Raw genomic sequence first — 24,462 nt, 5'->3', positions numbered from 1 at the left:
CGCTATCGCCGGAGAATGGCCACCGCAGGACGTTCGCCACCGACAGCATACTTTACAATGAATGCTTGCATGCTAGTATGTGGACGAGAGGAAGGGGATGCCAATGGCTTTTCTGTGGCCGGAACTGGCGGCGGGCAGGATCCGTCTCGACCATGTCGATGCGGGCGGCGTACACACCCGCTATGTCGAGGCGGGGGACCGCGATGCCGACGAGGCGGTGATCTTCGTCCATGGCACCGGCGGCCATCTCGAGGCCTTCACGCGGAATCTGCTGCCTCACGCCGACCATCATCGCACCGTCGCGCTCGACATGATCGGGCACGGCTTCTCGTCCAAGCCCGCCCATGATTACGAGATCCGCCATTATGTCCGCCATCTGCTCGACTTCTGCGATGCGATGGGGATCGCCCGCGCGCATCTCCATGGCGAGTCGCTGGGCGGCTGGATCGTCGCCCAGTTCGCGATCGACCATCCCGACCGGGTCGCGACCCTGACGCTCAATACCGCCGGCGGTCTCAACACCGATCCGGCGGTGATGCGGCGGGTCTACGACGTCACGATGAAGGCGGTGGCCGAGGCGAGCCCCGCCACCGTGCGCGCCCGGCTCGAATGGCTGATGAACGATCCGTCGCGGGTGACCGACGACCTCGTCGAACTGCGCTACCGCATCTATACCCAGCCCGGTTTCGTCGCGGCGATGGAGCATATCCTTTGCCTGCAGCACATGGACGTCCGCATGCGCAACGTGCTGACCGACGAGAGCCTGTCGCGCATCGCCGCGCCCACCCTGGTGATCTGGACCGACCATGACCCGACCGCCCCGGTTGCGACCGGCGAGCGCTTCGTCGCCGCCATCCCCCGCGCCGAGCCGCTGGTGGTGATGGACGACTGCGCCCACTGGCCGCAATGGGAGAAGGCGGACGCGTTCAACGCGCTCCATCTCGCCTTCCTCGCCCGCCATGCGGGGGCGGGCGTCGCGGCCCGATCGGTGTCCGCGGGATGACGGTGCGCCTGATCTGCGCGTCGCACACGCCGCTGATGGACCATGTCGATGCCGATCCGGCCGTCGACCGGGCGGTCCGCGCCCATTTCGCGGCGCTGGCGGAGGAGGTGCGCGCCTATGATCCCGAACTGGTGGTCCAGTTCGCGCCCGATCATTTCAAGGGCTTCTTCTACGACATGCTGCCGCCCTTCACGGTCGGCATCCGCGCCACCGCGATCGGCGACTATGATATCGGCGGCGGCGATTTCGACATTCCGGAAGACCTTGCGCTCGACTGCGTCCGCGCGGTGCGCGGTGCCGATGTCGACGTTGCCCTGTCCTACCGGATGCAGGCCGATCACGGCTTCGCACAGCTGCTGATGCTGCTCGGCGGACGGATCGACGCCTGGCCGGTACTGCCGGTCCATGTCAATTGCGCCGGCCCGCCGCTGCCGTCCTTCCGCCGGGTGCGGGCGCTCGGCGAGGCGGTGGGGCGCTGGGCGGCGGGGCTGGACAAGCGGGTGCTCATCCTGGGATCGGGCGGACTGTCGCACGATCCGCCGATTCCCAGCATCGCCACCGCGCCGCCGCCGGTCGCCGAGATGCTGATCGCCGGTCGCAACCCGCCGGTCGAGGCGCGCCGCGCGCGCGAGCAGGCCAATTTCGAGGCTGCCCGCCGGCTGGCGCGCGGCGAGGGCCGGGCGACCCCGCTCAATCCCGGCTGGGACCGCGCCTTCATGGCCGGCATGGCGGCGGGCGACCTCGCCATGCTCGACGGGCTGGGCGAGGAGGAACTGACCCGTATCGCGGGCTGCGGGGGGCATGAGGTGCGCAACTGGGTTGCCGCCTATGCGGCGATGGCTGCGGCGGGACCATTTGCCGCGCGGCACATCTTCTATCACGATATTCCGCAGTGGAACGCGGGAATGGGCATCGCCGCGGCGGCGCCCGCGACGGATATGGCGGCGGCATAGCCCGCGCCCGACGGTGGATCGAGGACCGGGCGGCGCATGCGGCGGCCCGCAGGGAGAGGAGCAGCACGGTGATCAGGTCGCTTCGGCATTTCGCGCTCGGCGTGCCCGCGCTGAAGGCGGGCGTGGACTTCTACGAGGCGTTCGGCCTCGAGACGATCGATCGGCCCGACCATGTCGCTATGCGCTGCCACGGCCGCGACCAGGACCAGGTCGTGCTGGTCGAGACGGGACGCGACCGCAAATTCCACCATATCGCCTTCGGCACCGATGCGGCCGGGCTGGCGGCGATCAAGGGGCGGCTGGAGGCGGCCGGGGTCGCGCTGGTCGATCCGCCCTATCCGGGCGCGGCCGAGGGGCTGTGGTTCCACGATCCCGATCATGTCCTCGTCAACGTCCAGGCCGCCGAGCCCGAGGTGCGGCCCCATGAAGCGGCGCCCGACGTCAACCGGCCGGGCCATTATCCGCGTGCGGGCATACGTGGCTGCCCGACCCCCGATATCGCCACCAGGCCGCGCCGGCTGGGCCATCTGATCCTGTTCACCCCCGATGTGCCGCGCCAGGCGCGTTTCTACTGCGCGCTGCTCGGCATGCGGCTCAGCGATACGCTGCAGGACGACTATGGCGCCTTCCTGCGCACCGGCGGCGACAGCGACCATCATGTGCTGGGGCTGCTCCACTCGAACGCGCCGGGCTTCCATCATGCGAGCTTCGAGATGGGGTCGATCGACGAGGCCGCGCTCGGCGCCTTGAAGCTGCAGGCCAAGGGCTACAAGCATGCCTGGGGACCGGGCCGGCACGCGATCGGCTCCAATTATTTCCATTATTTCCGCGATCCATGGAACGGCATGGCCGAATATTTCCACGACATCGATTTCATCCCCGACGCATTCGACTGGACGCCCCAGGAATGGACCAAGAAGGAGGGTATGTTCCTGTGGTCGGCGGACGGTCCCCCGCCGCCCGATTTCGGCAGGAATTACGAAGCCTGTTGAGCAGCGCGCCTGGTGCCGCATAGCGCGGCCGGCGCGCTGATCAGATGGACGAGTCCAGCGTTCCCCAAGCCTCGGTCGCGGGCAGGGGCGGAATATCGCCGTCATCCTCGACGCGGGCCAGCCGGGTGGGGAGATAGGCGCGCAGATAGGCGATGGTCGCCAGCTTGGCCTCGGCCAGCGCCTCGTCGCTGACCCGATCCTGCTCGGCCACCGACAGCGAGAAGAAGACGTCGGCGATCAGCAGCGTCTTGAAGAAAAGCTCACGCGAGTCGGCCAGGCCCGGCAGCACGAACTGCCGCCGCATCGCCTGCCACAGCGCTGTGCCGAAGCGGAAATCTTCCTTGCAGCCGGCATGCTTGATTTCGGGCGCGGTGTGCGGGCCGAGCATCAGCTGGCGGGCTGCGCGGTCCGCGTTGAACGCGCGCTGGTGGTTTTCGAGCGAACGCTCGACCACCGCCTCCCATTCCTCGGTCCGGGACAGGCGCTGGTCGAGCGCGGTCTGTGCGGTGGCGATGGTGCGGGCCAGCTCCTTCCAGAGATCGCCGATCTCGGGAAAGAAATGATAGGCCGAGGAAGCGGGAATGCCGGCGGTCTCGGCGACCGCGATCATGCCGATCTGGTGCAGGTTCTGCGTGCCGAGCATCGCCCGCGCCGCCTCCAGCAATTCCACCCGCCGGGCGCGGCCCCGGGCCTGTGTCGCCTTGCGGGCCGGCGGGCGGCTTTTCACGGTCGTGATCATGGCCCCGTTTCCATGCTTTTCGGCCTGTTGACAAGCCCTCCCGTTTTGCAGATAGTCGAAGAAATTCGATTTTATACGAAATCAGGGTGAGGGCAGGGGCGACGCGGGAAACGATCGCAGCATACAAGCAAACCTGCCGGACATTTGGGTGATTTGGTTCTGGCGGACGGTGGCGTACTCGCTCCGGCGAGTCGCCATTGAGGTTTAAGTCGAAGATTTACGGGTTAATGTTCGAGTTCCCTACTGGGCCGCATGCCGTCGAGCATGTCTCGGGCCGATGGGAGCGTGCGTCCCGGCGCTACCGGGGTCGGGTGCAAGGGTTTTGGAAAAACGGTGAACATGACGCAGGCATATCCCCTCATCATCGACGGCATGTCGGTTTCGACCGACAATCATCTCGACGTGATTAATCCGGCTGACGGCCGTACCTTCGCGCTGTGCCCGGCGGGCACCTCCGCCGATCTCGATCGCGCGGTCGCGGCGGCGCGGCGCGCCTTTCCGGGCTGGGCGGCGACCCCCGATGCGGATCGCAAGGCGGCGGTCAACGCGCTGGCCGACATTCTCGACGCCAATGCGGGCGAGCTCGCCGAGCTGATCACCCGCGAGCAGGGCAAGACCCTTAGTGGCCTCGGTTCGCAATGGGAACTCGGCGGCGCCGCCGCGTGGACCCGCTACACCGCCGCGCTCGACCTGCCGGTCGAATATATCCAGGACGACGCCCAGGGCCGGGTCGCGCTCTATCGCAAGCCGATCGGCGTGGTCGCGTCGATCACCCCGTGGAACTTCCCGGTGATGATCGCGATTTGGCACATCATGCCGGCGCTGCGCGCCGGCAACACGGTGGTCATCAAGCCGTCGCCCTACACCCCGATCGCGACCCTGCGCATGGTCGAGCTGATGCAGCAGGCGTTGCCGCCGGGCGTGCTCAACGCGGTGGCGGGATCCGACGATCTCGGGCGCGCGATCTCCTCGCATCCCGACATCGACAAGATCGTCTTCACCGGCTCGACCCGTACCGGCAAGCATGTGATGGCGAGCGCCTCGGACTCGCTGAAGCGGCTGACCCTGGAACTGGGCGGCAACGATGCCGCGATCGTCCTGCCCGACGTCGATCTCGACAGCGCGGTGGAGAAGCTTTTCTGGGGCGCCTTCATCAACAACGGCCAGGTGTGCGCCGCGATCAAGCGGCTCTACGTCCACGACTCGATCTATGACGAGCTGTGCGACCGGTTGCTCGATTATGCGCGGAACGTGAAGACCGGCGACGGCATGTCGCCCGACAGCCAACTCGGCACCGTCCAGAACAAGATGCAGTTCGAACGCGTCAAGATGCTGGTCGAGGCCGCCAAGGCCAGCGGCGCGCGCGTGCTGTGCGGCGGTGCCCCGATCGAGGGCGACGGCCTCTTCTATCCGGTCACCCTGCTCGCCGACGTCAAGGAAGGCATGGCCATCGTCGACGAGGAGCAGTTCGGGCCGGCGTTGCCGATCATCCGCTATACCGACCTCGACGACGCCGTCGCCCGCGCCAACGACAATCCCAACGGTCTCGGCGGCTCGGTCTGGTCGAGCGACACCGACAAGGCGGTCGCGATCGCCAGCCGGCTCGAATGCGGCAGCGCGTGGATCAACAACCACGCGATGGTCCGCCCCGACGCGCCGTTCGGCGGCGTCAAGCAGTCGGGCATCGGCGTCGAGTTCGGCAAGCTCGGCCTCGCCGAGTTCACCACCGTCCAGGTCATCCACCAGTGACCGGACATTGACGGCCAGGGCGGGGCCACCACCCCGCCCGGGACCGGCAGACCGCCACAGCGGCGCCGGAGACGACAGGGACAAGCCTATCATCCACGGATCAAGGCAGACAGAAGGGGGTTTTATGAAGAAGCATGCTTTCCTGGGTTGGACGAAATCATCGGTGGCGCTTTCGGCGCTGATGCTTCCCGCCATCGCACTCGCCCAGACCGAACAGCCCGTCGAAGCGGAGCAGTATAGCGGCGACATCGTCGTCACCGCGACCCGCCAGTCGGAATCGCTGAGCAAGGTTCCGCTGAGCGTCAGCGCCTTCTCGCAGGAGAAGCTCGACAGCCGCGGCGTCCGCGACTTCGCCGACGTGATCCGCCAGACGCCGGGCGTCGTGTTCGAGGCGACCAACACCACCACCAACATCTCGATCCGTGGTATCAACTCGACCGCCGGCGCCGCCACCACCGGCGTCTACATCGACGATACGCCGATCCAGATCCGCTCGCTCGGCTATAGCGGCGGCAACGCCTATCCGGTGATCTTCGATCTCGAGCGCGTCGAAGTGCTGCGCGGTCCGCAGGGCACGCTGTTCGGCGCGGGCTCCGAGGGCGGCACGATCCGCTTCATCTCGCCCCAGCCGAGCACCACCAAGTCGTCGGGCTACGCGCGCACCGAATTCGCGCTCACCGAGGATGGCGGCCCCAGCTACGAGGGCGGCCTCGCGCTCGGCGTGCCGCTGATCCAGGACAAGCTCGGCGTGCGCATCAGCGGCTATTATCGCCGCGACGGCGGCTATGTCGACCGGGTCCGCTTCGAGGACAAGGGTGTCGTCGCCGACGATGCGAACTATCAGAACAGCTATGTCGGCCGGATCGCCTTCGTCTGGGAACCGACCCCGGAACTGAAGATCACGCCGTCGCTGGCCTATCAGCGCATCTACACCAACGACAGCCCCGAATCCTGGGACAATGTCCGCGCCGACCCGTCGGTGCCCGACCAGCAGTTCTCCGACTATGACAAGGGCCAGATCCTCAACGGCAACCGGGTCCAGGAAAACGGTCGCGACCGCTTCTACCTGCCGACTCTCAACGTCCAATATGGCTTCGCCGGCGTCGACCTGACGGCGATCGGCTCCTATTTCGATCGCCGGCAGAGCTTCCGGTCCGACTACACGCTGTTCGACCAGAGCCTGTTCACCGGCGTCACCTTGCCGCTGCTGCCGGGCCAGCAGGGCTTCAGCAACTTCGTCAACACGCAGAAGATCACCACCGGCGAAATCCGGCTGGCCTCGTCCAATCGCGAATCGCCGCTCAGCTGGCAGGTGGGCGGCTTTTACCAGAAGGCCAAGCAGACCTCGATCCAGACGGTCGACGATCCCTTCCTGTTCCAGTACGCGCCGTTCCTGCAGGGCATCTTCCCGCCGCTCGTCAACGGCCGGCTGATCTACGACCAGGCGACCAGCTCGAAGGACGAGCAGCTCGCGGCCTTCGGGCAGGTCAACTACAAGCCGATCGACCAGCTGACCCTGACGGTCGGCCTGCGCTACGGCCAGACCAAGTTCAACATCAACTCCTTCGCGCAGGGCCCCGTGGTCGGCCCGGCGGTGACCGACGTCGGTCGCCAGAAGGAAAAGCCGTTCACGCCGAAGTTCGGCGCCGAGTTCCAGGTGACCCAGAGCACGCTGGTCTACGCCTCGGCGTCGAAGGGATTCCGTCCGGGCGGCTATAATCCGCAGGTCGGGACGCCCTGCCAGGCGTCGGACCTCGATCCGCTCGGCTATCCGAACGGGCGTCCGCAGACCTACAAGTCAGACTCGGTGTGGAGTTACGAAGTCGGCCTGAAGACCCGCACCAGCCGCCTCGGCGTCCAGGGCAGCGTCTACCAGATCGACTGGAAGAACATCCAGCAGGTCGTTGGCCTCGGCGGCTGCGGCTTCCAGTTCACCGGCAATCTCGGTTCGGCGCGCAGCCGCGGCTTCGACTTCCAGCTGGATTATCGTTTGACCGACGATTTCACCGTCCAGGCCGAGGTCGGCTACACCAACGCCAAGTTCCTCGACACCTTCTTCGGCGGTCCGCTCGCCACGGTGCCGCTGGTGACCAAGGGCAACCATGTGACGTCGCCGCCGTGGACGGTCTCGGTGCACGGCCAGTATGAACTGTCGCTGCGCGAGCATCACGACTCCTATGTGCGCGCCGATTTCGACTATCGTTCGCGCCAGTCGAGCCTGACCCCGGGCATCGATCCGCGCAACGGCGGTTCGGACCCGACGCTCAGCAACGCGCCGGCGCTCAAGGCGCTGTCGATGCGCGCGGGCTACCGCATCAACGGCATCGACATGTCGCTGTTCGTCAACAACCTGCTCGACCAGGCCGTCTGGCAGGGCCGGCGCGCGCGCGACAACAACAATGCGACGATCTACAAGTCCTATGTCGTCCGTCCGCGCACCTTCGGCGCGACCATCGCCTACCGCTTCTGACCAGGCGCAAGCAGGAGGGGAGCCGCGGCCGCCGCGTTGCGGTCGCGGCTCCTTCCCACCCCATCACAAGGAGACGATCATGGTTTCTGGCTCGGCCGCGATCCGCGAGGGGATCCAGCGGGTGGCTATGGCTGCGCCGATCCTGATCGGACTGATCGTTTCCGGACAGGCCCAGGCGGCGGACATGCTGCTGACCGGCGGCCAGGTCTACACGCCCTCGGGCTGGGTCGATGCCATCGCGGTGCAGGGCGACCGCATCGCCGCGGTCGGCGACGCCGCCACGCTCGGGAAGCGCTATCCCGCCTTCAAGACCGTCGATCTCGCCGGCAAGACGGTGATCCCCGGTCTCCACGACATGCACGTCCATCCGCTCGGCGCGGGGCTCGCGCTCCAGCAGTGCAAATTCGAACAGGGCTCGTCGCCCCAGCAGATCTTCGATGTCGTCGCAGCCTGCGTGAAAGCGGCGAAGCCGGGGGAATGGATCTCGGGCGGCCGCTGGGCCGCGAGCTCCTTCGGCGACGCTTCGCCGACGCGGCAGATGCTCGACAGGATCGCCCCGAACAATCCGGTCGCGCTGACCGACATCAGCGGCCACAGCACATGGGCGAACAGCCTGGCGCTGAAGGCCGCCGGCATCACGCGCGCCACGCCGAACCCGGAAGGCGGGATCATCGAGCATGATGCGGCGGGCGAACCCAACGGCCTGCTGCGCGAAAGCGCCGCGCAGCTGGTGCGGCAGAAGATCCCGGCGCCCACCCCGGAGCAGAATGCCCAGGCGTTGAAGACCGGTATCGACATGCTCGTATCCTACGGGGTCACGACCCTCGTCGATGCGGTGGTCACGCCGGAAGGGCTGAGCGCCTATCAGACGCTGACCGCGCGCAACCAGCTCAAGGCGCATGTGCGCGGCTGCCTCGTCTACGGGCGCGGTTGGGGCGACAATAGCAGCTTCGACCAGATCATCGCCGATCGCGCGCGCTACACGTCGGCCAAGTTCAAGCTCGACTGCGTGAAGGTGTTCGAGGACGGCGTCCCGACCGAAAGCCACACTGCGGCGCTGATCGATCCCTATGCCCCCGACGAGCATGGCCAGGTCAAGGATCCGCAGCGCGGCCTGCTGCTGGTGCAGCCGGCGGAGCTCGATCCGCTGGTCACCCGGCTCGACAAGCAAGGTATCACCGTCAAGTTTCATGCCGCCGGCGATCAGGCATCGCGCACCGCGCTCGACGCGATCGCGGCCGCGCGGAAGGCCAACGGCCCCAACGGCCCCACCCATGACGTCGGCCACCTGACCTTCATCCAGCCCGAGGACATGCAGCGGGCGAAGGCGATTCGGGCGACGCTCGAATTCTCGCCCTATCTGTGGTTCCCGTCGCCGATCAACGACGACATCATCAAGGCATCCGGAGCCGAGCGGATCAAGCGGGTCTGGCCGGTGCGCGAGGGGCTGGATTCTGGCGCTTTGGTCGTAGCCGGTTCCGACTGGTCGGTGATCCCGTCGGCCAATCCCTGGATCGGCATCGAGACGCTCGTGACGCGCCGGGCGCCCGACGGCCAGCGGCCGGGCGAGAGCTATGGCCCGAACGAAGCGATCACGATCAAGGAAGCGATCGACATCTTCACCATCAATGCCGCCCGGCAGTTCGGCTATGCCGACAGCCACGGCACGATCGAGGCCGGCAAGGCGGCCGACTTCATCATCCTCGACCGCAATCCCTTCAAGATCGCGGCCACCGACCTTCACAAGGTCGTCGTCACGCAAAGCTATGTCGGCGGTGAGCTGATCTATCAAAAATAGAGCCTGCCGGCAGCGGCGGGACGACGGTCCTATCCAGGGAGACGATCATGGTTTCTGGAATGATTTCAGGCTCGGGCGCGATCCGTAAGGGGATCCGGGCACTGATGACGGCGGCTGCGGTCGCGGGGCTCGCGACGGCCGCGCATGCGTCGTCGACGACGACCGTCTACAGCAACGGGCAGGTCTATACGCCGGCCGGTTGGAAGAGCGCCTTCGCGGTGAAGGACGGCCGGATCGTCGCGGTCGGCAGCGATGCCGAGGTGCGCAAGGCCGCCCCCGGTGCGACGGTGGTCGATCTCGCCAGCCGCACCGTGCTGCCGGGGCTCTACGACATGCACGTCCACCCGGTGCTGGAGGCAAAGGGCGGCGAGGGCGGCTGCCGCATCTCCCCCGATCTGCCGCCGAAGGAATTCCTCGCCGCGGTCGCCGACTGCGCGAAGGGCGTGAAGGGCGACTGGGTGACGGGTGGCCAGTGGCAGGCATCGGTCCTGACCGGCACGCCGATCACCGCCGCGACGCTCGACTCCGCTTCCGGCGACCGCCCGACGCTGTTGTTCGATATCAGCGGCCACAGCCTGTGGGTCAATTCGAAGGCGATGGCGGTCGCCGGCATCACCAAGGACACGCCGAACCCCGAGGGCGGCATCATCGAGCGCGACGCGGCCGGCATGCCGACCGGCATCCTGCGCGAGACCGCGCGTGATCTGGTGCTGCGTCATGTCCCGCCGCAGCCCGCCAGCCAGACCCTGGCGGGGCTGAAGAAGAATATCGACATGCTGCTGGGCTACGGCATCACCGGCTATGTCGAGGCGATGGCCTTCCGCGACGATCTAGAGGTCTATGCCGCGCTCTACGACAAGGGCGAACTCAAGCAGCACGTCCAGGCGTGCATCGCCTATAGCCATGCCGGCCATGTGAATCCCGATCTCGACGCGACGATCGCGGCAATCCCCACCTACACGCGCGACCGGTTCAAGCCGACCTGCGTAAAGGTGTTCGCGGACGGCGTACCGACCGAAAGCCACACCGGCGCGATGCTGGCGCCCTATGAGGCAGGCCAGCCCAACGCACCCGCCAAGGGGCTGCTGCTGTTTACCCCCGAGACACTCGATCCGCGCATGGCCGAATGGGACCGCAAGGGCCTGAACGTCCTGTTCCACGCGGCGGGCGACGCGGCGGTGCGCGCCGCGCTCGATGCGATCGCCTATGCCCGCAAGACAAACGGCATGAACGGCCCGATCCACCAGGTCGGGCATATGACCTTCGTCGATCCGGCCGACATGCCGCGCGGCAAGGCGCTGAACGCGGCGTTCGAATTCTCGCCCTATCTGTGGGACCCGCAGCCGATCAACGACGACATCACCATGGCGGTCGGCGCCAAGCGGATCGAGAGGGTCTGGCCGATCAAGGAGGGCTTCGCCGCCGGTGCGCTGGTCGTCGCCGGATCGGACTGGGCGGTCATCCCCGCACCCGATCCCTGGCTGGGCATCGAGACCGCGATCACCCGCCAGAATGTCGGCGGCAGCGCGAAGAGCTTCGGCGCGGCCGAGGGGATCACCGTCGCCCAGGCGATCCAGATGTTCACGATCGACGGGGTGAAGCGGATGGGCCTCGACAAGGAACTGGGCAGCATCGAGGCGGGCAAGCGCGCCGACTTCATCGTCGTCGACAAGAACCCGTTCAAGATCCCGGCGACCGAGATCCACACGATCAAGGTGCAGCAGACCTATATCGACGGCGCCGTCGTGTTCGACCGCTCGGGAGCCGCCGGGAAATGACGGCCCGCGAGGTGGTGCGCGCCGCTCTCCGCACCGGCGCGCTCGCCTTGCTGACGACGATGGCGGCGGCGCCTATCGCGTTGCCCGCCGCGCCGCCGGCTGCCGCGGCCCGGCACAAGCTGACGGTCACGGTCTACAAGGGCGACTTCGCCACCGTGAACTCGTTCATCTTCTCCAACGGCCGCTCGCTGGTCGTCATGGACGTGCAGCGCAAGGCGGCCGAGGCGCGCAAGCTCGTCGCCATGATCAAGGCGATGAAGCTGCCGCTGACGCATATCCTGATCAGCCATGGGCATACCGACCATTTCACCGGCATGGCGGTGTTCCGCGAGGCCTTCCCCGACGCGCGCATCGTCGTCGCGAACGAGGACATCAAGGCCGACATCAAGCGCTACGCGATCTACATGGACACGGGCGGCGAGACCGGCGCCGAGCCGCCGCTCGACCCCGCGCTGAAGCCCAGGACGGCAGAGCATCCGGACGGCTTCGACTATGAGCGCACCATCGGAGTACTGGCGTCACCCCGTCTGGAGATGGCCGGCGGCGGCACGCTCGAGCTCGACACCGATCATATGCGCGCCGAGGCGCCCCATATCACCACGGTCTACAGCCCCGACCTCAACGCGCTGTTCCTGTCGGACTTCGGCTATGAAGGCGTCCATTTCTGGATGGGCGACGACATCAGCCGCGAGGATCTGAACAACTGGCGCGCCGAGCTGCTGAAGATCAAGGCGCGCTACGCGACGCTCAACCCGATCGTCTATCCGGGGCATGGCGACCCGAGCGACATGCGGATCTTCGATCGATCGGTGCGCTATATCGACGATTTCCTGAAGGTGACCGCACAGGCGAAGACGCCCGACGAAGCGATGGCGCAGATGATCGCGCTCTACCCGAGCTATAAGCAGGCCGACTTCTTCCTGAAGTACAGCGTGATGGAGCATGTACCGGTGCGGGCGTCGACGGTCGGGCACCGTGCCGAGGCGGGATGGCGCGCCACGGTGCGCGCGCTGGCGGCGGCCGAGTTTCGCAACCCGGCCTGGGGTTATTCGCACAGCGCGCGCGACTATGTGCTGGCGCGGCAGATGGCGCGCGCCGACGGCGTCGTGCTCGACGACGACGTACTGTTCGCGGCGGCCTATCTCCACGACATGGCCGCCTTCCCGAAATGGGAGGCGAAGGACGTCGACCATGCCGACCGCGCCGCCGACACCGTCGACACGATCCTGAAGGGCAGCGGCTTTCCCGAGCGCAAGCTGGACGCCGTCCGCGCGGCGATCCGCACCCATATGTTCGATCGCGATCCGAAGACGCCAGAGGCACTCTACCTGCACGATGCCGATGCGCTCGACTGGCTCGGCGCGGTCGGCGTAGCGCGGGTTATGGCGCTGGCCGATCCGCAGGGGGGCCAGCCCGACGGGCCCGCGATGGCGAAGATGCTCGAAGCCAATCTCGCCAATGTTCCGGACCGGGTGCTGTCCCCGGCGGGCAAGGCGCTGCTGCCCGGCCGCAAGGCCGAACTCGAAGCCTTCCTGCGCGAATTGAAGGCCGAGACCGAGGGGTTGGCCGCCTTATGATCGACAGGGGAGACGGGCGATGCGGATGATGGCGAAGCTGATGGCGGGCGGAGTGCTCGCGCTGGCGGCCGCGACGGCGGCCTTCGCGGCGGAGAAGCCCGCCGATACCATCCTGCTGAACGGCCGGGTCCATACGCCCACCGGCTGGGCGGAAGCGGTTGCGGTCCGCGACGGCGTGATCGTCGCGGTGGGCGACGCCAAGGCGGTGGATGCCTATAAGGGCGATGCGTCGACGGTCCTCGACCTGAAAGGCGCCACGGTGCTTCCGGGGCTGCACGACATGCACGCCCATCTCCTGATGGCGGGGCTCCAGCAATATAGCTGTGGCTTCCCCTATGGCGCCAAGCCCGCCGAGATCGCGGCGCGGGTGAGACAATGTGCCAGCAAGGCACAGTCCGGCGCGTGGATCGTCGGCGGCAACTGGGTCGGCGCGGTGTTCGGGAAGGGCGAGCAGAACCGCGCCTTCCTCGACAAGGTCGCGCCCAACAACCCGGTCTTCCTGCTCGACGAATCGCACCATAGCGGCTGGGCCAATTCCAGGGCGCTGGCGCTCGCCGGCATCACCCGCGACACGAAGAACCCCGAGGGCGGGGTGATCGACCGCGATGCGAAGGGTAACCCGACCGGGGTGCTGCGCGAAGCGGCGTCCTTCACGATGCAGCGGGCGATTCCCGAGCCCGGCGATGCGGCGAAGCGCGCCGCGGCGACGCTGGCCGCGCGCCAGATGCTCGCACAGGGCATCACGTCCTTCACCGATGCGCTGATCGCGGTCGACAATATGAAGACGCTGTCCGGCCTGTCGGGCGAGGGGATCATCAAGCAGCGCATGCGCGGCTGCGTGCTGTGGTCGCCCGGCGACGAGGCGGCCGAGCGACTGATCGAGACGCGCGCCAGCTATGCGACGCCGCGCTTCAAGACCGACTGCGTCAAGTTCATGCTCGACGGCGTCCCGACCGAGAGCCACACTGCGGCGATGGTCCATCCCTATCCGGGAACGGCGGCCGACGACCCCAAGGCCAAGGGCATATTGATGGTGCCGCAGCCCGCCCTGAACGAGGCGGTTGCGCGGTTCGACCGGATGGGCCTGCACATGAAGTTCCACGCCGCCGGCGACGGCGCGGTGCGCGCCGCGATCGACGCGGTGGAATATGCCCGCAAGACCAATGGCTGGGGCGGTTCGTCGCACGAGTTGGCGCATAACAGCTTCGTCGACCGCGCGGACATCCCGCGGGCGCGGCCGCTCAACCTGACCTGGGAGTTCTCGCCCTATATCTGGTATCCCACGCCGATCGTCTCGGTCGATGTCCGCCGCGCGGTGGGCGACGAGATGCTCGACCGCTTTACCCCGATCAAGGAGGGGCTGGACAGCGGGGCCAATGTCGTCGTCGGCTCGGACTGGCCGGTGGTGCCCTCGGTCAATCCCTGGCTGGCGATCGAGACGATGGTGACCCGGCAGTCGCCCGGCGGCGGCACGGAAAGCATCGGCGCCGGGGAGCGGGTGACCGTCGACCAGGCGATCCGGATCTTCACCGAGAATGGCGCCCGGCTGATGGGCGACCGCGACATGGTCGGTTCGATCGAGCGCGGGATGAGGGCGGACATCATCGTCGTCGACAAGAACCCGTTCGAGGTGGCGGCCACCGAGATCCACGACACCAAGGTCCGGATGACCTTCATCGACGGCGAGCTGGTCTATGACGCGGCCAACCCGCCGCCGCTGACCGTCGAATAAGAGGGAGAGACCGCGATGGCTATGGCGGCGAAGGCGATCGCGCTCGGCGCATTGCTTCTGGCGGGCACGGCGATGGCCGAGGCGCCCGCCGACACGATCCTGCTCAACGGGCAGGTCTACACCCCGAAGGGCTGGGCCGAGGCGCTGGCGATCCGGGGCGGGGTAATCGTCGCGGTCGGCGACGCCAGGGCGATCGAGCCCTTCCGGGGCGATGCTTCCAGGGTGGTCGACCTGAAGGGCGCGGCGGTGTTTCCCGGCCTACACGACATGCACGTCCACACCCAGTTCGCCGGGCTGGAGCAATTCGCCTGCGGCTTCGGCTATGCCGCCAAGCCGGCGGTGATCGCGGCGCGGATCAAGGAATGCGCGGCGAAGGCCAAGCCCGGCGACTGGATCGTCGGCGGCAACTGGTCGGCGGGCTCCTTCGCCAAGGGCGAGCAGAATCGCGGCTTCCTCGACAAGGTCGCCCCGAACAACCCGGTGATGTTGTCGGACGAGGCGCATCACAGCGTCTGGGCGAACAGCAAGGCGATCGCGGCGGCGGGCGTCACCCGCACCACCGCCGACCCGGCCGGCGGCATCATCGAGCGCGACGCCAAGGGTGAGCCCACCGGCCTGTTCCGGGAGAATGCCGCCGACCTGATCGAGAAGGCGATGCCCGAGCCGTCCGATGCGCTGAAGCGCAAGGCGATGACCCTGTCGACGCGGCAGATGCTGTCCTTCGGCATCACGTCCTTCACCGATGCCTCGGTGCGGGTCGGCAATGTCCGCACCCTGTCCGGCCTGTCGAAGGACGGCATCATCAAGCAGCGGGCGCGGGGCTGCATCGTCTGGTCGCCCGGCGACGCCGACGGCGAGAGGCTGATCCGCACCCGCGCCGACTATGCGGCACCGCGCTTCAAGACCGACTGCGTCAAGATCTTCATGGACGGCGTGCCGACCGAGAGCCTGACCGCGGCGATGCTGCACCCCTATCACAGCGATCCGCACAAGACCGGCATGCTGATGATCCCGCAGCCGGCGCTCGACGAGGGCGTCGCGCGGTTCGACCGGATGGGCCTGCACGTGAAGTTCCATGCGGTCGGCGACGGGGCAGTGCGCTCGGCGATCGACGCGGTCGAACATGCCCGCAAGGTCAACGGCTGGGGCGGCTCGGCGCACGAGATCGGCCACAGCACCTTCGTCGACCGGGCGGACATCCCGCGCGCGCGGGCGCTGCACCTGACCTGGGAATTCTCGCCCTATATCTGGTATCCGACCCAGATCACCGACGTCGATGTCCGCAACGCGGTCGGCGACGAGATGATGAAGCGCTTCATCCCGATCAGGGAAGCGCTCGACAGCGGTGCCAACATCATCGCCGGATCGGACTGGGCGGTCGTCCCCTCGGTCAATCCGTGGCTCGCGATCGAGACGATGATCACCCGCCAGAAGCCGGGCGGCGGCGACAAGACGATCGCCCCCGACGAGCGCGTCACCCTCGAGCAGGCGCTGCGCATCTATACCGAGAACGCCGCCGCCGCGATGGGCGACCGCGACCTGGTCGGTTCGATCGAACCGGGCATGCACGCCGACATCGTCGTGACCGAGAAGAACCCGTTCAAGGTTCCGGTCACCGAGATCCACGACACCAGGGTGCGGATGACGTTCGTCGACGGCGAGCTCGTCTACGACGCGGCCAATCCGCCGCCGCTGACCGCCAACTGACAGAGACGAAGGAACACCCATGTCCCGTACCGGCTTCTACACCGACGAGCGCACCTTCTGGCACGCCACCGGCATGCAGGCGCTGTTCCTGCCGATCGGCGACTGGGTGCAGCCGCCGAGCGGCACGGCGGGCGCCGACACGCCCGATTCCAAGCGCCGCCTGCTCAACCTCGCCAACGCATCGGGCCTGACCCGCAAGCTGACGATGCCCGAGGCGGTGGCGGCGACGGTCGAGGATGTCTGCCGCGTCCATCCGCGCGATTATATCGACCGTTTCAAGGCGACGAGCGACGCCGGCGGCGGCGACCTCGGCCATCTCGCGCCGTTCAGCAAGGGCGGGTTCGAGATCGCGATGCTGTCCTGCGGGCTCGCTATCGCGGCGGTCGACGACGTGCTGGGCGGCAAGGTGGACAATGCCTATGCGCTCTGCCGCCCGGCGGGCCACCATTGCCTCGCCGACACGCCGATGGGCTTCTGCCTGCTCGCCAACATCCCGATCGCGATCGAGGCGGCGAAGGCGCGCCACGGCATCTCGCGGGTCGCGGTGGTCGACTGGGACGTCCATCACGGCAACGGCACCCAGTCGATCTTCTACGACCGCGCCGACATACTCACCATCTCGATCCACCAGGACCGCTGCTTCCCGCCGGGCTATAGCGGTGCCGAGGATCGCGGCGAAGGCGCCGGCCTCGGCTACAACCTCAACATACCTCTGCCGGCCGGGGCCGGGCATGACGCCTATGTCCAGGCGTTCGACGACCTGGTGATCCCGGCGCTCGACGATTTCCGGCCCGAGCTGATCATCGTCGCGAACGGGCTGGACGCGAACAGCGTCGACCCGCTTGCCCGCATGCTGCTGCACAGCGAGAGCTATCGCCTGCTGACGCAGAAGATGCTCGACACCGCCGCGCGGCTGTGCGGCGGCAAGCTCGTCATCGTTCATGAGGGCGGTTATGCCGAGGCCTATGTGCCCTTCTGCGGCCATGCCGTGCTGGAGGCGCTGAGCGGTGAGCGGACCGCCGTCGTCGATCCGGTGCTGGAGATGGCCGAGGCCTGGCAACCGGGACCCGAGGCGGCCGAATTCCACCGCCAGTGGATCGACCGGCTGGTCGCGGGACTGGCGAAATGAGGCGGCGTCCGGCGCTGCTGCGCGGCGCGGCCGCCGGACTGCTGCTGACGATGCTGGCGTCGGCGGCTCCCGCCGCCGAGCCACAGGAATGGCTGATGATGGTCAAGTCGCACAATCTCGATCCGGCGCGCGCCGCCGAGTTCGATCATTGGTACGACGATATCGACATCCCCGACGTGCTCGAGGTGCCCGGCTATGAGCGGGCGCGGCGCGGCCACGCCCTTACGGGCGAGAAGCCCTATGTCGCGCTCTACCAGATCATGTCGCCGGACATCGACAAGACGATCATCGCGATGCTGATGGCGAGCTGGCGGATGGACCAGGTCGGGCGCGGCACGCCGCTGATCAAGGTCACCGAGCGCCTCTATTACGAGCGGGCGGGCGACGGCGCGCGCAAGGACGGCGCGGCCAGGCCGACGCATCTCTATCTCCATCGCTCGGCGGGCGTGTCGGCGGGGGCGATCCGCGCCGTCGTCGACGGCGGGCTGGCGGGCAGCGCGGTGCCCTACACGCTCTACCAGGTGCTGATGCACGATCCGGTCACGGTGCCGAAGCAGCTCGTCCTGTTCGAACTGTCGGCGGATTCGGACGCGGCGGCGGAGGAGACCGTGCGTCGCATCCAGCAGAAGCTGGGCGGCGCCGGCGGCTGCGGCGCCGACTGCGAGACGCTCTACCGGCTGATGCGCGACGTGAAGGGCTGACCGGTTCCCAACGCCTTGGCCATGCTGAAATGAGACCGGCATGACGGGGAGGGGAGCCGGCGTCAGTTCGCCTTCGGAGCCTCGGCCGGGAAGCGCGTGATCAGCGCCGCGCGGGTGTTGACGACGTCCACCATCCGCCGCGCGCGATAGGCGGCGACCTCCTCGGGGGTGTAGGGCTTGAAGGCTCCCTCGGCCGGCCCGCCCATCTTCGGGATCAGCCAGTTGAGCAGCGACGACAGGTCGGCGTCGCTGAGCTTCGAATTGGCCGACCCCGGCACCTGGACGAGGAAGGCCCGGCCGCCGGGGACGTCGAGGAAGCGATACACCTCGCCCTTCATCGACGGCACATGGCCGGCGATGCCGCGGCCGTCGGGCATGTGGCAGCCCTGGCATTCGGTCATATAGTTGACGTGCGGCTTGCGCCCGTTGCTCGCCATGTTCGGCGCCGTGCCGCCGGAGGCCGTCGCCCCCGCCTGCGCCACGACGACCGCCGTGGCGCAGAACAGGGATGCGGCGAGGAGGAGACGCGGACGCATCGGCTGCCCTAGTCGGCGGCGCCGAGCACGACCGCGGTCGAGCAGTTGTAGATCATGCCGACCTGGGTCCCGAGGCACCAGTTGATGTCGTTCGATCCCGACGGCTGGTGAATCGGCTTGTCGCCTTCGTTGCGGTTGCACATGCAGCGGCCGCAGCCCGACTTGCCGCAGCAATCATTGTAGCTGATCACATAGTCGCGGTTGTCGACCGGGTTGCGGCAGGTGCCGACCCAGGTGATCGGCGACGGCTCGGTGCCTGGCGGGCAGGACGATGTGCTGCCGCCGCAGCACGAGCAGAGGAAGCCGTCGATCGCGCAGTAGCGCCAGTAATCGCACGACTGCGGATCGCCGCTCTCGCCCGGTTGCTGCGCAGCATTGGCGCGCGACACGGGGAGAAGCGGCATCGCCGCCGCGAAGCCGAAGGCCGTCGCCCGCCCGAAGAAGCTCCGGCGCGAGATGCCGCGCGCGGTCGAGCGGCTCATCCGCTCCATGATCCTGTCCAGCCTGGTCATTTGGCAGCTCCCGTATGTGCCCGCTGCGCGTCACGGCGCGCCGCATATTCCTGGATCGACGCGATGCCGGTGCGCTGAGCCTCGAACAGGCTTTCCACATGCTCGCGATTGTTGACGAGTCCCTTCGACGCGACCGTGCCGTCCGGGCCGAGCAGCACGGCATAGGGCAGCTTGCCGACGCCGTGGGCGCGGCCGAGGTCGGTCGAAAGGACGAAGGGGTGGTCGGCCAGCTTCTGCTGGACGATCATCTTCATCTGCGCCGGCTCGTCGCCGTCGCTGGCGAAGACCAGCCGGGTCGTGTCGGCATTCTCGCGCGCGATCGCCGTCACGATCGGCAGCATCGACTTGCACATCGGGCAGGTCGGCGAGACGAAGAACAGCAGGGTCGAACGCCCGTCGCTGGCCGCACCCCCGACGACGACGTCGCCGCCGGTCAGGCTCGGCAGGTCGAAGGAGGGGGCAACCTCACCGACCCTGGAACCGCCCGACAGGGTCAGCGCGCCGACCGGGCCAAGCCGTTCGTGGAGCATGCCGACCTGGCGGAACAGGCCGAGCATCAGCAGGCCCATGGCGACGATCACCACCCATTGCAGCGCGAACGCCGTCAGAAAGATCTCATTCATTTGAGCACCGCCTTCCCGTGCAAGCGCACCGCACTATATTGTCCGAAACCAAGATATAGGAGCGCCAGGGCGGCGATGGCGCCGAGGCCCGAGATCGCATCGACCGCGCCGAGCGCTCGGGGCGCCACCGGCAGCGCGAACACCGCCAGCGCGATCGCCGCGAGCAGCATGTTGCGCCCGACCAGTTCCCAGCCAAGCGAGGCACGGGCGGTGCCGAAGCCGAGGCAGCCGCAGTCGATATGGGTGCGACCGCGCGCGATGTTGATCCCCATCGCCGCCGCGTAGAGCAGCAGCAGCGCGGCGATCACGCCCATCGCCGCCTGGCTGCCGACGGCAACCGCCCCGATCGCGGCGACGCCCGCCGCCAGCTCGACCGCGACGATCGCGGCGGCGGCGGGAGCGAGCAGCGCTTCGGGTACCAACATATAAGCCGCCAGCGTACCGGTGAAGCCGGCGAAGTCCTTCGCCTTGGCCGCACCGCCGAGCAGGAACAGCCCGCCCAGCAGCACGTCCGCCACCAACACCGGGAGGATGTCGATGCCGCTCACTTCGCGGGAACCGGCGCCGGCTGGATGATCGTCATCGTCGGGCCGAAGCCGTCGATCTTGCGCAGCAATTTGCCGGTCATCGCGTCGCGGACCTTGAGGTCGGTCTCGCCGAACATGGTGGTGTAGAGCAGCGGCTTGTCGTCCTGACTGACCGCCACCGACATCGCCGGGGTCTCGAGCGGGATGCGTTCGATGCGGGTGCCCTTGGCGGCATCATAGACCCAGATCTCGGTGCCGGGCTCCTTGTGGGTGTCGAGGCCACCCTTGTGCATCAGCACGTAGAGCCGGCCGGTGCCGCGATGATAGGCGGCGGTCTGCAGCGCGCCGGGGCGCCAGTCCTTCCCGTCCGCCCCTGCCAGCGACCAGGTCTTGGCGATCGCCGGCACGTCCTTGCCGTGGTCGATGACGTAGACCTTGCCGGAATAGGTGAAGAACAGCCACTGGCTGCCGGTCCACACGCCCTTCTCGGTAACGGGATCGTCGTCGGCGAACAGCTTCTTCGAGGTCTTGCCGAGCGTCACCTTGCCCTCGGCATCGAGCGTCGCGGCCTGGAGCGCGCCGTCGCCGCAGATCAGGAAGAATTTCGACGGGCCGGTCGGGTAGACCAGGCTGCAGCCCGACGTCGGATATTCGCCGACCATCTTCTGCGCCTGCATGTCGATCACGGTGACCGACTGCTCGGGGGTGAAGTTGTAGACCAGGCCGAAGCGGCCGCCCGGCATCACCGGCGACACCGACAGGAAAGGCATGCCGTTATAACGCTTGGCCGGGATCACCGGCTCGGCGCCGGGCGTCAGGTCCGACGTCTTGTAGAAGGTCACGACGTCGGTGCGCTCGCCGCGGGTGCCGCGCGCCAGGAAGGTCGAGGGAACGGCGAGAGTCTTGCCGTCCTCGGCGAGCATCAGGATGCCATGGCCATAGCCGCTGCTGATCATGCCCAGCATGTTGCCCGCGTCGGCATCGACCAGATAGGCGCGGCCGTCGAGCATGCGGTCGAACGATATGTCGTTCAGCCAGACCCAGTGCGGCTGCATGGTCTCGGCCAGGCTTTCCAACTTCAGCTCCTCGGGCTGGAGCTGGGCCCAGGCCGGGGCCGCAGCGGCGAGGCAGAGCGCGGCGAGAGCGGTGAGTGTCTTCATCATGGTCCTCCGGCGGTCGGGCTATTTCCGGGTAGCGAGATAGGCGATGACGTCCGCCCGATCCTGCTGGTTGGGCAGGCCCGCGAACGCCATGCGCGAGCCCTTGATCATGGCGGCGGGTCGGGTCAGGAAAGTGTCGAGCGCGGCTGGCGACCATTTGACGGCGGCCGCCTTCATCGCGGGCGAATAGGCGAAGTCGCTCGTCCCCGCCTTGCGCCCGATCACTCCCGACAGATTTGGACCCATGCCGGCCCGCTTGCCGGGCTCGACGCTGTGGCAGACGGCGCAGCGCTTGAATATCGTCGCGCCGTTCGCGGCATTCCCTGCGGCGGCGGCAGCCGGGGCCGGCAGCGCGGCCAGCCCCGTCAGCAGCATGGCGATTCCAACGATCGGCCGCACCGGCCTTTTCTCCCGGGATCCGATCATCAGAAGCTGTAGCCGACGCTGCCGCCGAACCAGCGCGGACGCGCATAGCTCTGGTTGGCGAAGCCGAAGGAGGCGCCGAGATCGAGATTGTAGATCCGGTATTCCTTGTCGGTCAGGTTGTTCACGAAGGCCGCGATCGTCCAGTGATCGTCGTCGGTCGCCCAGGAGATGCGGGCATTGCCGACGATGCGCGACGATTCGCGGTCGATCGGCGCGTTGAAGGTCGAGAAGTAGAGCGACGCATCATATTTCCAGTCGGTCTGCAGCGCGAGCTGGCCCGGGCCGACCGGGAAGGCGTAGCGCGCCATGCCGCCGATGCTCCATTTCGGCGCCTGCGGCATCTTGCGGTCGGTGACGCGGCCGCTGGGCAGCGTGATGCCCTTCACCTTGGTGTCGAGCCAGGTGAGGAAGCCCGACAGCATCAGGCCGCGTGCCGGGCGGAGCACCAGCTCGGATTCGATGCCGGTCACCCGCGCGGGAACGTTGGCGACGATCTGCGACAGGCCCTGCAGGGTGAAGGCCTGATAATCCTTATAGTCGTAGTGGAAGATCGCGCCGTTGAAGGTGACCTTGCGGTCGAGCAGCGTCAGCTTGTAGCCGGCCTCGTAGTTGGTCAGCACTTCCTGGTCGTAAGGCAGCGTCGCCGGGTCGATCGGGGTGAAGGCCTGGACGCCGAAGCCGCCGCTCTTGGTACCGCGGTTGACGCTGGCGTAGATCAGCACGTCGTCGGTCGGGCGATAGTCGACCTGGACCTTGCCCGACCAGTTCTTGAAGGTCTGCTTGGCGAGATCGGGGTCGGTCGCCCGGTTGAAGACGAAATCCTGCACGCCATTCTCGGCATGAGCGAAATCATAGGTCTTGCGGTCCCAGCTGTAGCGGCCGCCGACCGTGAAGCTGAGCAGGTCGCTGAGCTTATATTCCGCCTGGCCGAAGAACGCGATCGAATCGGTCTTCTGCCGACCGCCATAATTTTCCAGCAGGCCGAGGATCGGCGCCGCGTCGATCTGATAGTCGTTGTCGGTCTTGATCTTCAGGCCGTAGACGCCGGCCAGCCAGGTGAAGCGATCGGTGTCGCCCGACAGGCGCAGTTCCTGCGACAGCTGGTAGAGATCCTGCGCGGTGTCATAGTGGAAGATCGGGCTCGGCTGCATGTCCGAATCCTCGCCGAAGCGCTTCCGCAGGTCCTGGTAATCGGTGATCGAGGTCAGCTTGGCGCCGCCGAAATCCTGCTCGTAGCGGACCGTGGCGCTCCAATATTTGCGGTCGAAGAAACCGATCCGGTCGAACGAGCCGGTGAAGGGGTCCTTGTCGGGCTCCTTGTAGCCGAAAGCGTCGCAGCCGCCGCAGGTGCCCCAGAAATCCTCGTTCGGGCCGAGCGCGAAGCCCAGCCCGTCGGCGTCGAAACCCGCGGCGACATGGCTGTAGAGGCCGCCGCTCGTCTCATGGTCGTTGCGCAGGCCCTGCAGCTTGACCAGCAGGGTGCCGCTGTCGCCGACGTCCGCCTCGACCTGCAGGCGACCGCCATAGAAGCGCGCATTGCCGATGTCGCGACCGACGCGGTTCTCGATATAGCCGCCATGATGGTCGCTGGTGAACGACAGGCGGGCGCGGACGCGCTCGCTGAGCGGGCCGCTGATCGCGCCTTCGCTGGCGATCTGGCCATAGCTGCCGACGGTCAGCGTGGCATAGCCTTCGAGCTCGCGGGTCGGGCGCTTGGTGATCGCCTGGACGAGGCCGCCGGTGGCGTTGCGGCCGAACAGCGTGCCCTGCGGGCCGCGCAGGATTTCCATGCGCTCGAGGTCGAACATCTGGCCGCTGATCGCGCCGAGCGCGCTGACATAGACTTCGTCATTGTAGAAGGCGATCGGCGCCTCCTGCGAATCGGCGAAGTCGTTCTGCGACACGCCGCGGATGTTGAAGACGGTGATCGTCGGGCTGTACGAGGCGACCTGCAGGCCCGGCACCTGGGCGGCGAGCGCGGTCATGTCCTGACGCCCCACCGCATCGAGCATGGCGCCGCCGATCGCGGTGACCGACAGGCCGATGTCCTGCAGCTTCTGTTCGCGCTTCTGCGCGGTGACGACGATCTCGCCGGTGTCGTCGGCGGCGTCCTGCGCCATGGCGGCTACGGGCGCCAGCATCGTTCCGGCCAGCAGCGCAAGCTTCACCCAGCGGTGCATCGGGCGTGGTGCGGTCTTCATATATCCCCTTTCCCTCCCGGGTTATTCGAATTGTTTCGAGTAAAATACGTCGAGTGCCCGCGATTTGTAAAGGCGATTCCGCGCCATTCCGGTGAGGGCTTCCGGTAAAATAGCCGAATTTAGTTCGGTCTAGATTCGACTTGACTCGC

General features: G+C 67.3%; 20 protein-coding genes. 12 read left to right on the top strand and 8 right to left on the bottom strand.

Annotated elements, in window-relative coordinates:
- Nucleotides 1-103: 103 nt before the first annotated feature.
- From ASE22_RS15615 to ASE22_RS15605, 3 genes are all read left to right on the top strand, one after another.
- Nucleotides 104-1,003: an alpha/beta fold hydrolase gene (locus ASE22_RS15615; RefSeq protein WP_082545359.1), complete on the top strand. Its 900-nt coding sequence runs from the start codon at nucleotides 104-106 to the stop codon at nucleotides 1,001-1,003.
- Nucleotides 1,000-1,956, top strand: a complete 957-nt coding sequence (locus tag ASE22_RS15610) for a 3-carboxyethylcatechol 2,3-dioxygenase (protein WP_056361588.1) — start codon at nucleotides 1,000-1,002, stop codon at nucleotides 1,954-1,956. Before ASE22_RS15615 ends, ASE22_RS15610 begins: the two co-directional genes overlap by 4 nt.
- A gap of 68 nt (nucleotides 1,957-2,024) precedes the next feature.
- Complete coding sequence (locus ASE22_RS15605) at nucleotides 2,025-2,948, top strand: VOC family protein (RefSeq protein ID WP_156397173.1); 924 nt, start codon at nucleotides 2,025-2,027, stop codon at nucleotides 2,946-2,948.
- 40 nt (nucleotides 2,949-2,988) lie between these two features.
- On the opposite strand, the gene ASE22_RS15600 is transcribed toward ASE22_RS15605, so the two are convergent.
- Nucleotides 2,989-3,687, bottom strand: coding sequence for a TetR/AcrR family transcriptional regulator (locus tag ASE22_RS15600; RefSeq protein WP_056361582.1), 699 nt, complete (start codon nucleotides 3,685-3,687; stop codon nucleotides 2,989-2,991).
- 339 nt (nucleotides 3,688-4,026) lie between these two features.
- Here ASE22_RS15600 and ASE22_RS15595 point away from each other — a divergent pair, with 339 nt between their 5' ends.
- From ASE22_RS15595 to ASE22_RS15555, 9 genes are all read left to right on the top strand, one after another.
- Nucleotides 4,027-5,436, top strand: coding sequence for an aldehyde dehydrogenase family protein (locus tag ASE22_RS15595; RefSeq protein ID WP_056361580.1), 1,410 nt, complete (start codon nucleotides 4,027-4,029; stop codon nucleotides 5,434-5,436).
- Between the two features lie 124 nt (nucleotides 5,437-5,560).
- Entirely contained in the window at nucleotides 5,561-7,906 is a 2,346-nt protein-coding gene (locus ASE22_RS15590; protein ID WP_056361577.1) for a TonB-dependent receptor, read from the top strand.
- Between the two features lie 79 nt (nucleotides 7,907-7,985).
- The gene (locus ASE22_RS15585) at nucleotides 7,986-9,704 is read left to right on the top strand and encodes an amidohydrolase (RefSeq protein WP_056361574.1); all 1,719 of its coding nucleotides are present in this window, start codon (nucleotides 7,986-7,988) and stop codon (nucleotides 9,702-9,704) included.
- 47 nt (nucleotides 9,705-9,751) lie between these two features.
- Nucleotides 9,752-11,482: an amidohydrolase gene (locus ASE22_RS15580; RefSeq protein WP_235536451.1), complete on the top strand. Its 1,731-nt coding sequence runs from the start codon at nucleotides 9,752-9,754 to the stop codon at nucleotides 11,480-11,482.
- Complete coding sequence (locus ASE22_RS15575) at nucleotides 11,479-13,059, top strand: HD domain-containing protein (RefSeq protein WP_056361569.1); 1,581 nt, start codon at nucleotides 11,479-11,481, stop codon at nucleotides 13,057-13,059. The genes ASE22_RS15580 and ASE22_RS15575 overlap by 4 nt, the downstream gene beginning before the upstream one ends.
- Before the next feature lie 19 nt (nucleotides 13,060-13,078).
- On the top strand, nucleotides 13,079-14,791 hold the full coding sequence (locus tag ASE22_RS15570; RefSeq protein WP_056361566.1) for an amidohydrolase: 1,713 nt from the start codon (nucleotides 13,079-13,081) through the stop codon (nucleotides 14,789-14,791).
- A 15-nt stretch (nucleotides 14,792-14,806) separates the two neighbouring features.
- Entirely contained in the window at nucleotides 14,807-16,498 is a 1,692-nt protein-coding gene (locus ASE22_RS15565) for an amidohydrolase (protein WP_056361563.1), read from the top strand.
- Between the two features lie 19 nt (nucleotides 16,499-16,517).
- Nucleotides 16,518-17,627, top strand: a complete 1,110-nt coding sequence (locus ASE22_RS15560) for a class II histone deacetylase (RefSeq protein ID WP_056361560.1) — start codon at nucleotides 16,518-16,520, stop codon at nucleotides 17,625-17,627.
- A complete protein-coding gene (locus ASE22_RS15555) occupies nucleotides 17,624-18,328 on the top strand; it encodes a hypothetical protein (protein ID WP_056361556.1) in 705 nt (234 codons plus the stop codon). The genes ASE22_RS15560 and ASE22_RS15555 overlap by 4 nt, the downstream gene beginning before the upstream one ends.
- 62 nt (nucleotides 18,329-18,390) lie before the next feature.
- Here ASE22_RS15555 and ASE22_RS15550 read toward each other — a convergent pair whose 3' ends face one another.
- Genes ASE22_RS15550 through ASE22_RS15520 form a run of 7 tightly spaced genes read right to left on the bottom strand, consistent with a single transcriptional unit; the run spans nucleotide 18,391 to nucleotide 24,313 of the window.
- Nucleotides 18,391-18,864 carry a c-type cytochrome gene (locus tag ASE22_RS15550; protein WP_056361554.1) on the bottom strand — a complete coding sequence of 158 codons (474 nt, stop codon included), beginning with the start codon at nucleotides 18,862-18,864 and terminating at the stop codon, nucleotides 18,391-18,393.
- 8 nt (nucleotides 18,865-18,872) lie between these two features.
- Complete coding sequence (locus ASE22_RS15545) at nucleotides 18,873-19,376, bottom strand: methylamine dehydrogenase light chain (protein WP_056361551.1); 504 nt, start codon at nucleotides 19,374-19,376, stop codon at nucleotides 18,873-18,875.
- Nucleotides 19,373-19,999 carry a methylamine dehydrogenase accessory protein MauD gene (mauD, locus tag ASE22_RS15540; RefSeq protein WP_056361548.1) on the bottom strand — a complete coding sequence of 209 codons (627 nt, stop codon included), beginning with the start codon at nucleotides 19,997-19,999 and terminating at the stop codon, nucleotides 19,373-19,375. The genes ASE22_RS15545 and mauD overlap by 4 nt, the downstream gene beginning before the upstream one ends.
- Nucleotides 19,996-20,547, bottom strand: a complete 552-nt coding sequence (locus tag ASE22_RS15535) for a MauE/DoxX family redox-associated membrane protein (RefSeq protein WP_056361545.1) — start codon at nucleotides 20,545-20,547, stop codon at nucleotides 19,996-19,998. Before ASE22_RS15535 ends, mauD begins: the two co-directional genes overlap by 4 nt.
- On the bottom strand, nucleotides 20,544-21,689 hold the full coding sequence (locus ASE22_RS15530) for an amine dehydrogenase large subunit (RefSeq protein ID WP_235537386.1): 1,146 nt from the start codon (nucleotides 21,687-21,689) through the stop codon (nucleotides 20,544-20,546). The genes ASE22_RS15535 and ASE22_RS15530 overlap by 4 nt, the downstream gene beginning before the upstream one ends.
- An 18-nt stretch (nucleotides 21,690-21,707) precedes the next feature.
- Entirely contained in the window at nucleotides 21,708-22,085 is a 378-nt protein-coding gene (locus tag ASE22_RS15525) for a c-type cytochrome (RefSeq protein ID WP_235536452.1), read from the bottom strand.
- A gap of 26 nt (nucleotides 22,086-22,111) precedes the next feature.
- Nucleotides 22,112-24,313: a TonB-dependent receptor gene (locus ASE22_RS15520; protein ID WP_056361542.1), complete on the bottom strand. Its 2,202-nt coding sequence runs from the start codon at nucleotides 24,311-24,313 to the stop codon at nucleotides 22,112-22,114.
- Nucleotides 24,314-24,462 lie beyond the last annotated feature (149 nt).

Source organism: Sphingomonas sp. Root720, from assembly GCF_001428605.1.
Lineage (GTDB): Bacteria > Pseudomonadota > Alphaproteobacteria > Sphingomonadales > Sphingomonadaceae > Rhizorhabdus.
This window is presented reverse-complemented; position numbering and strand designations above follow the sequence as displayed.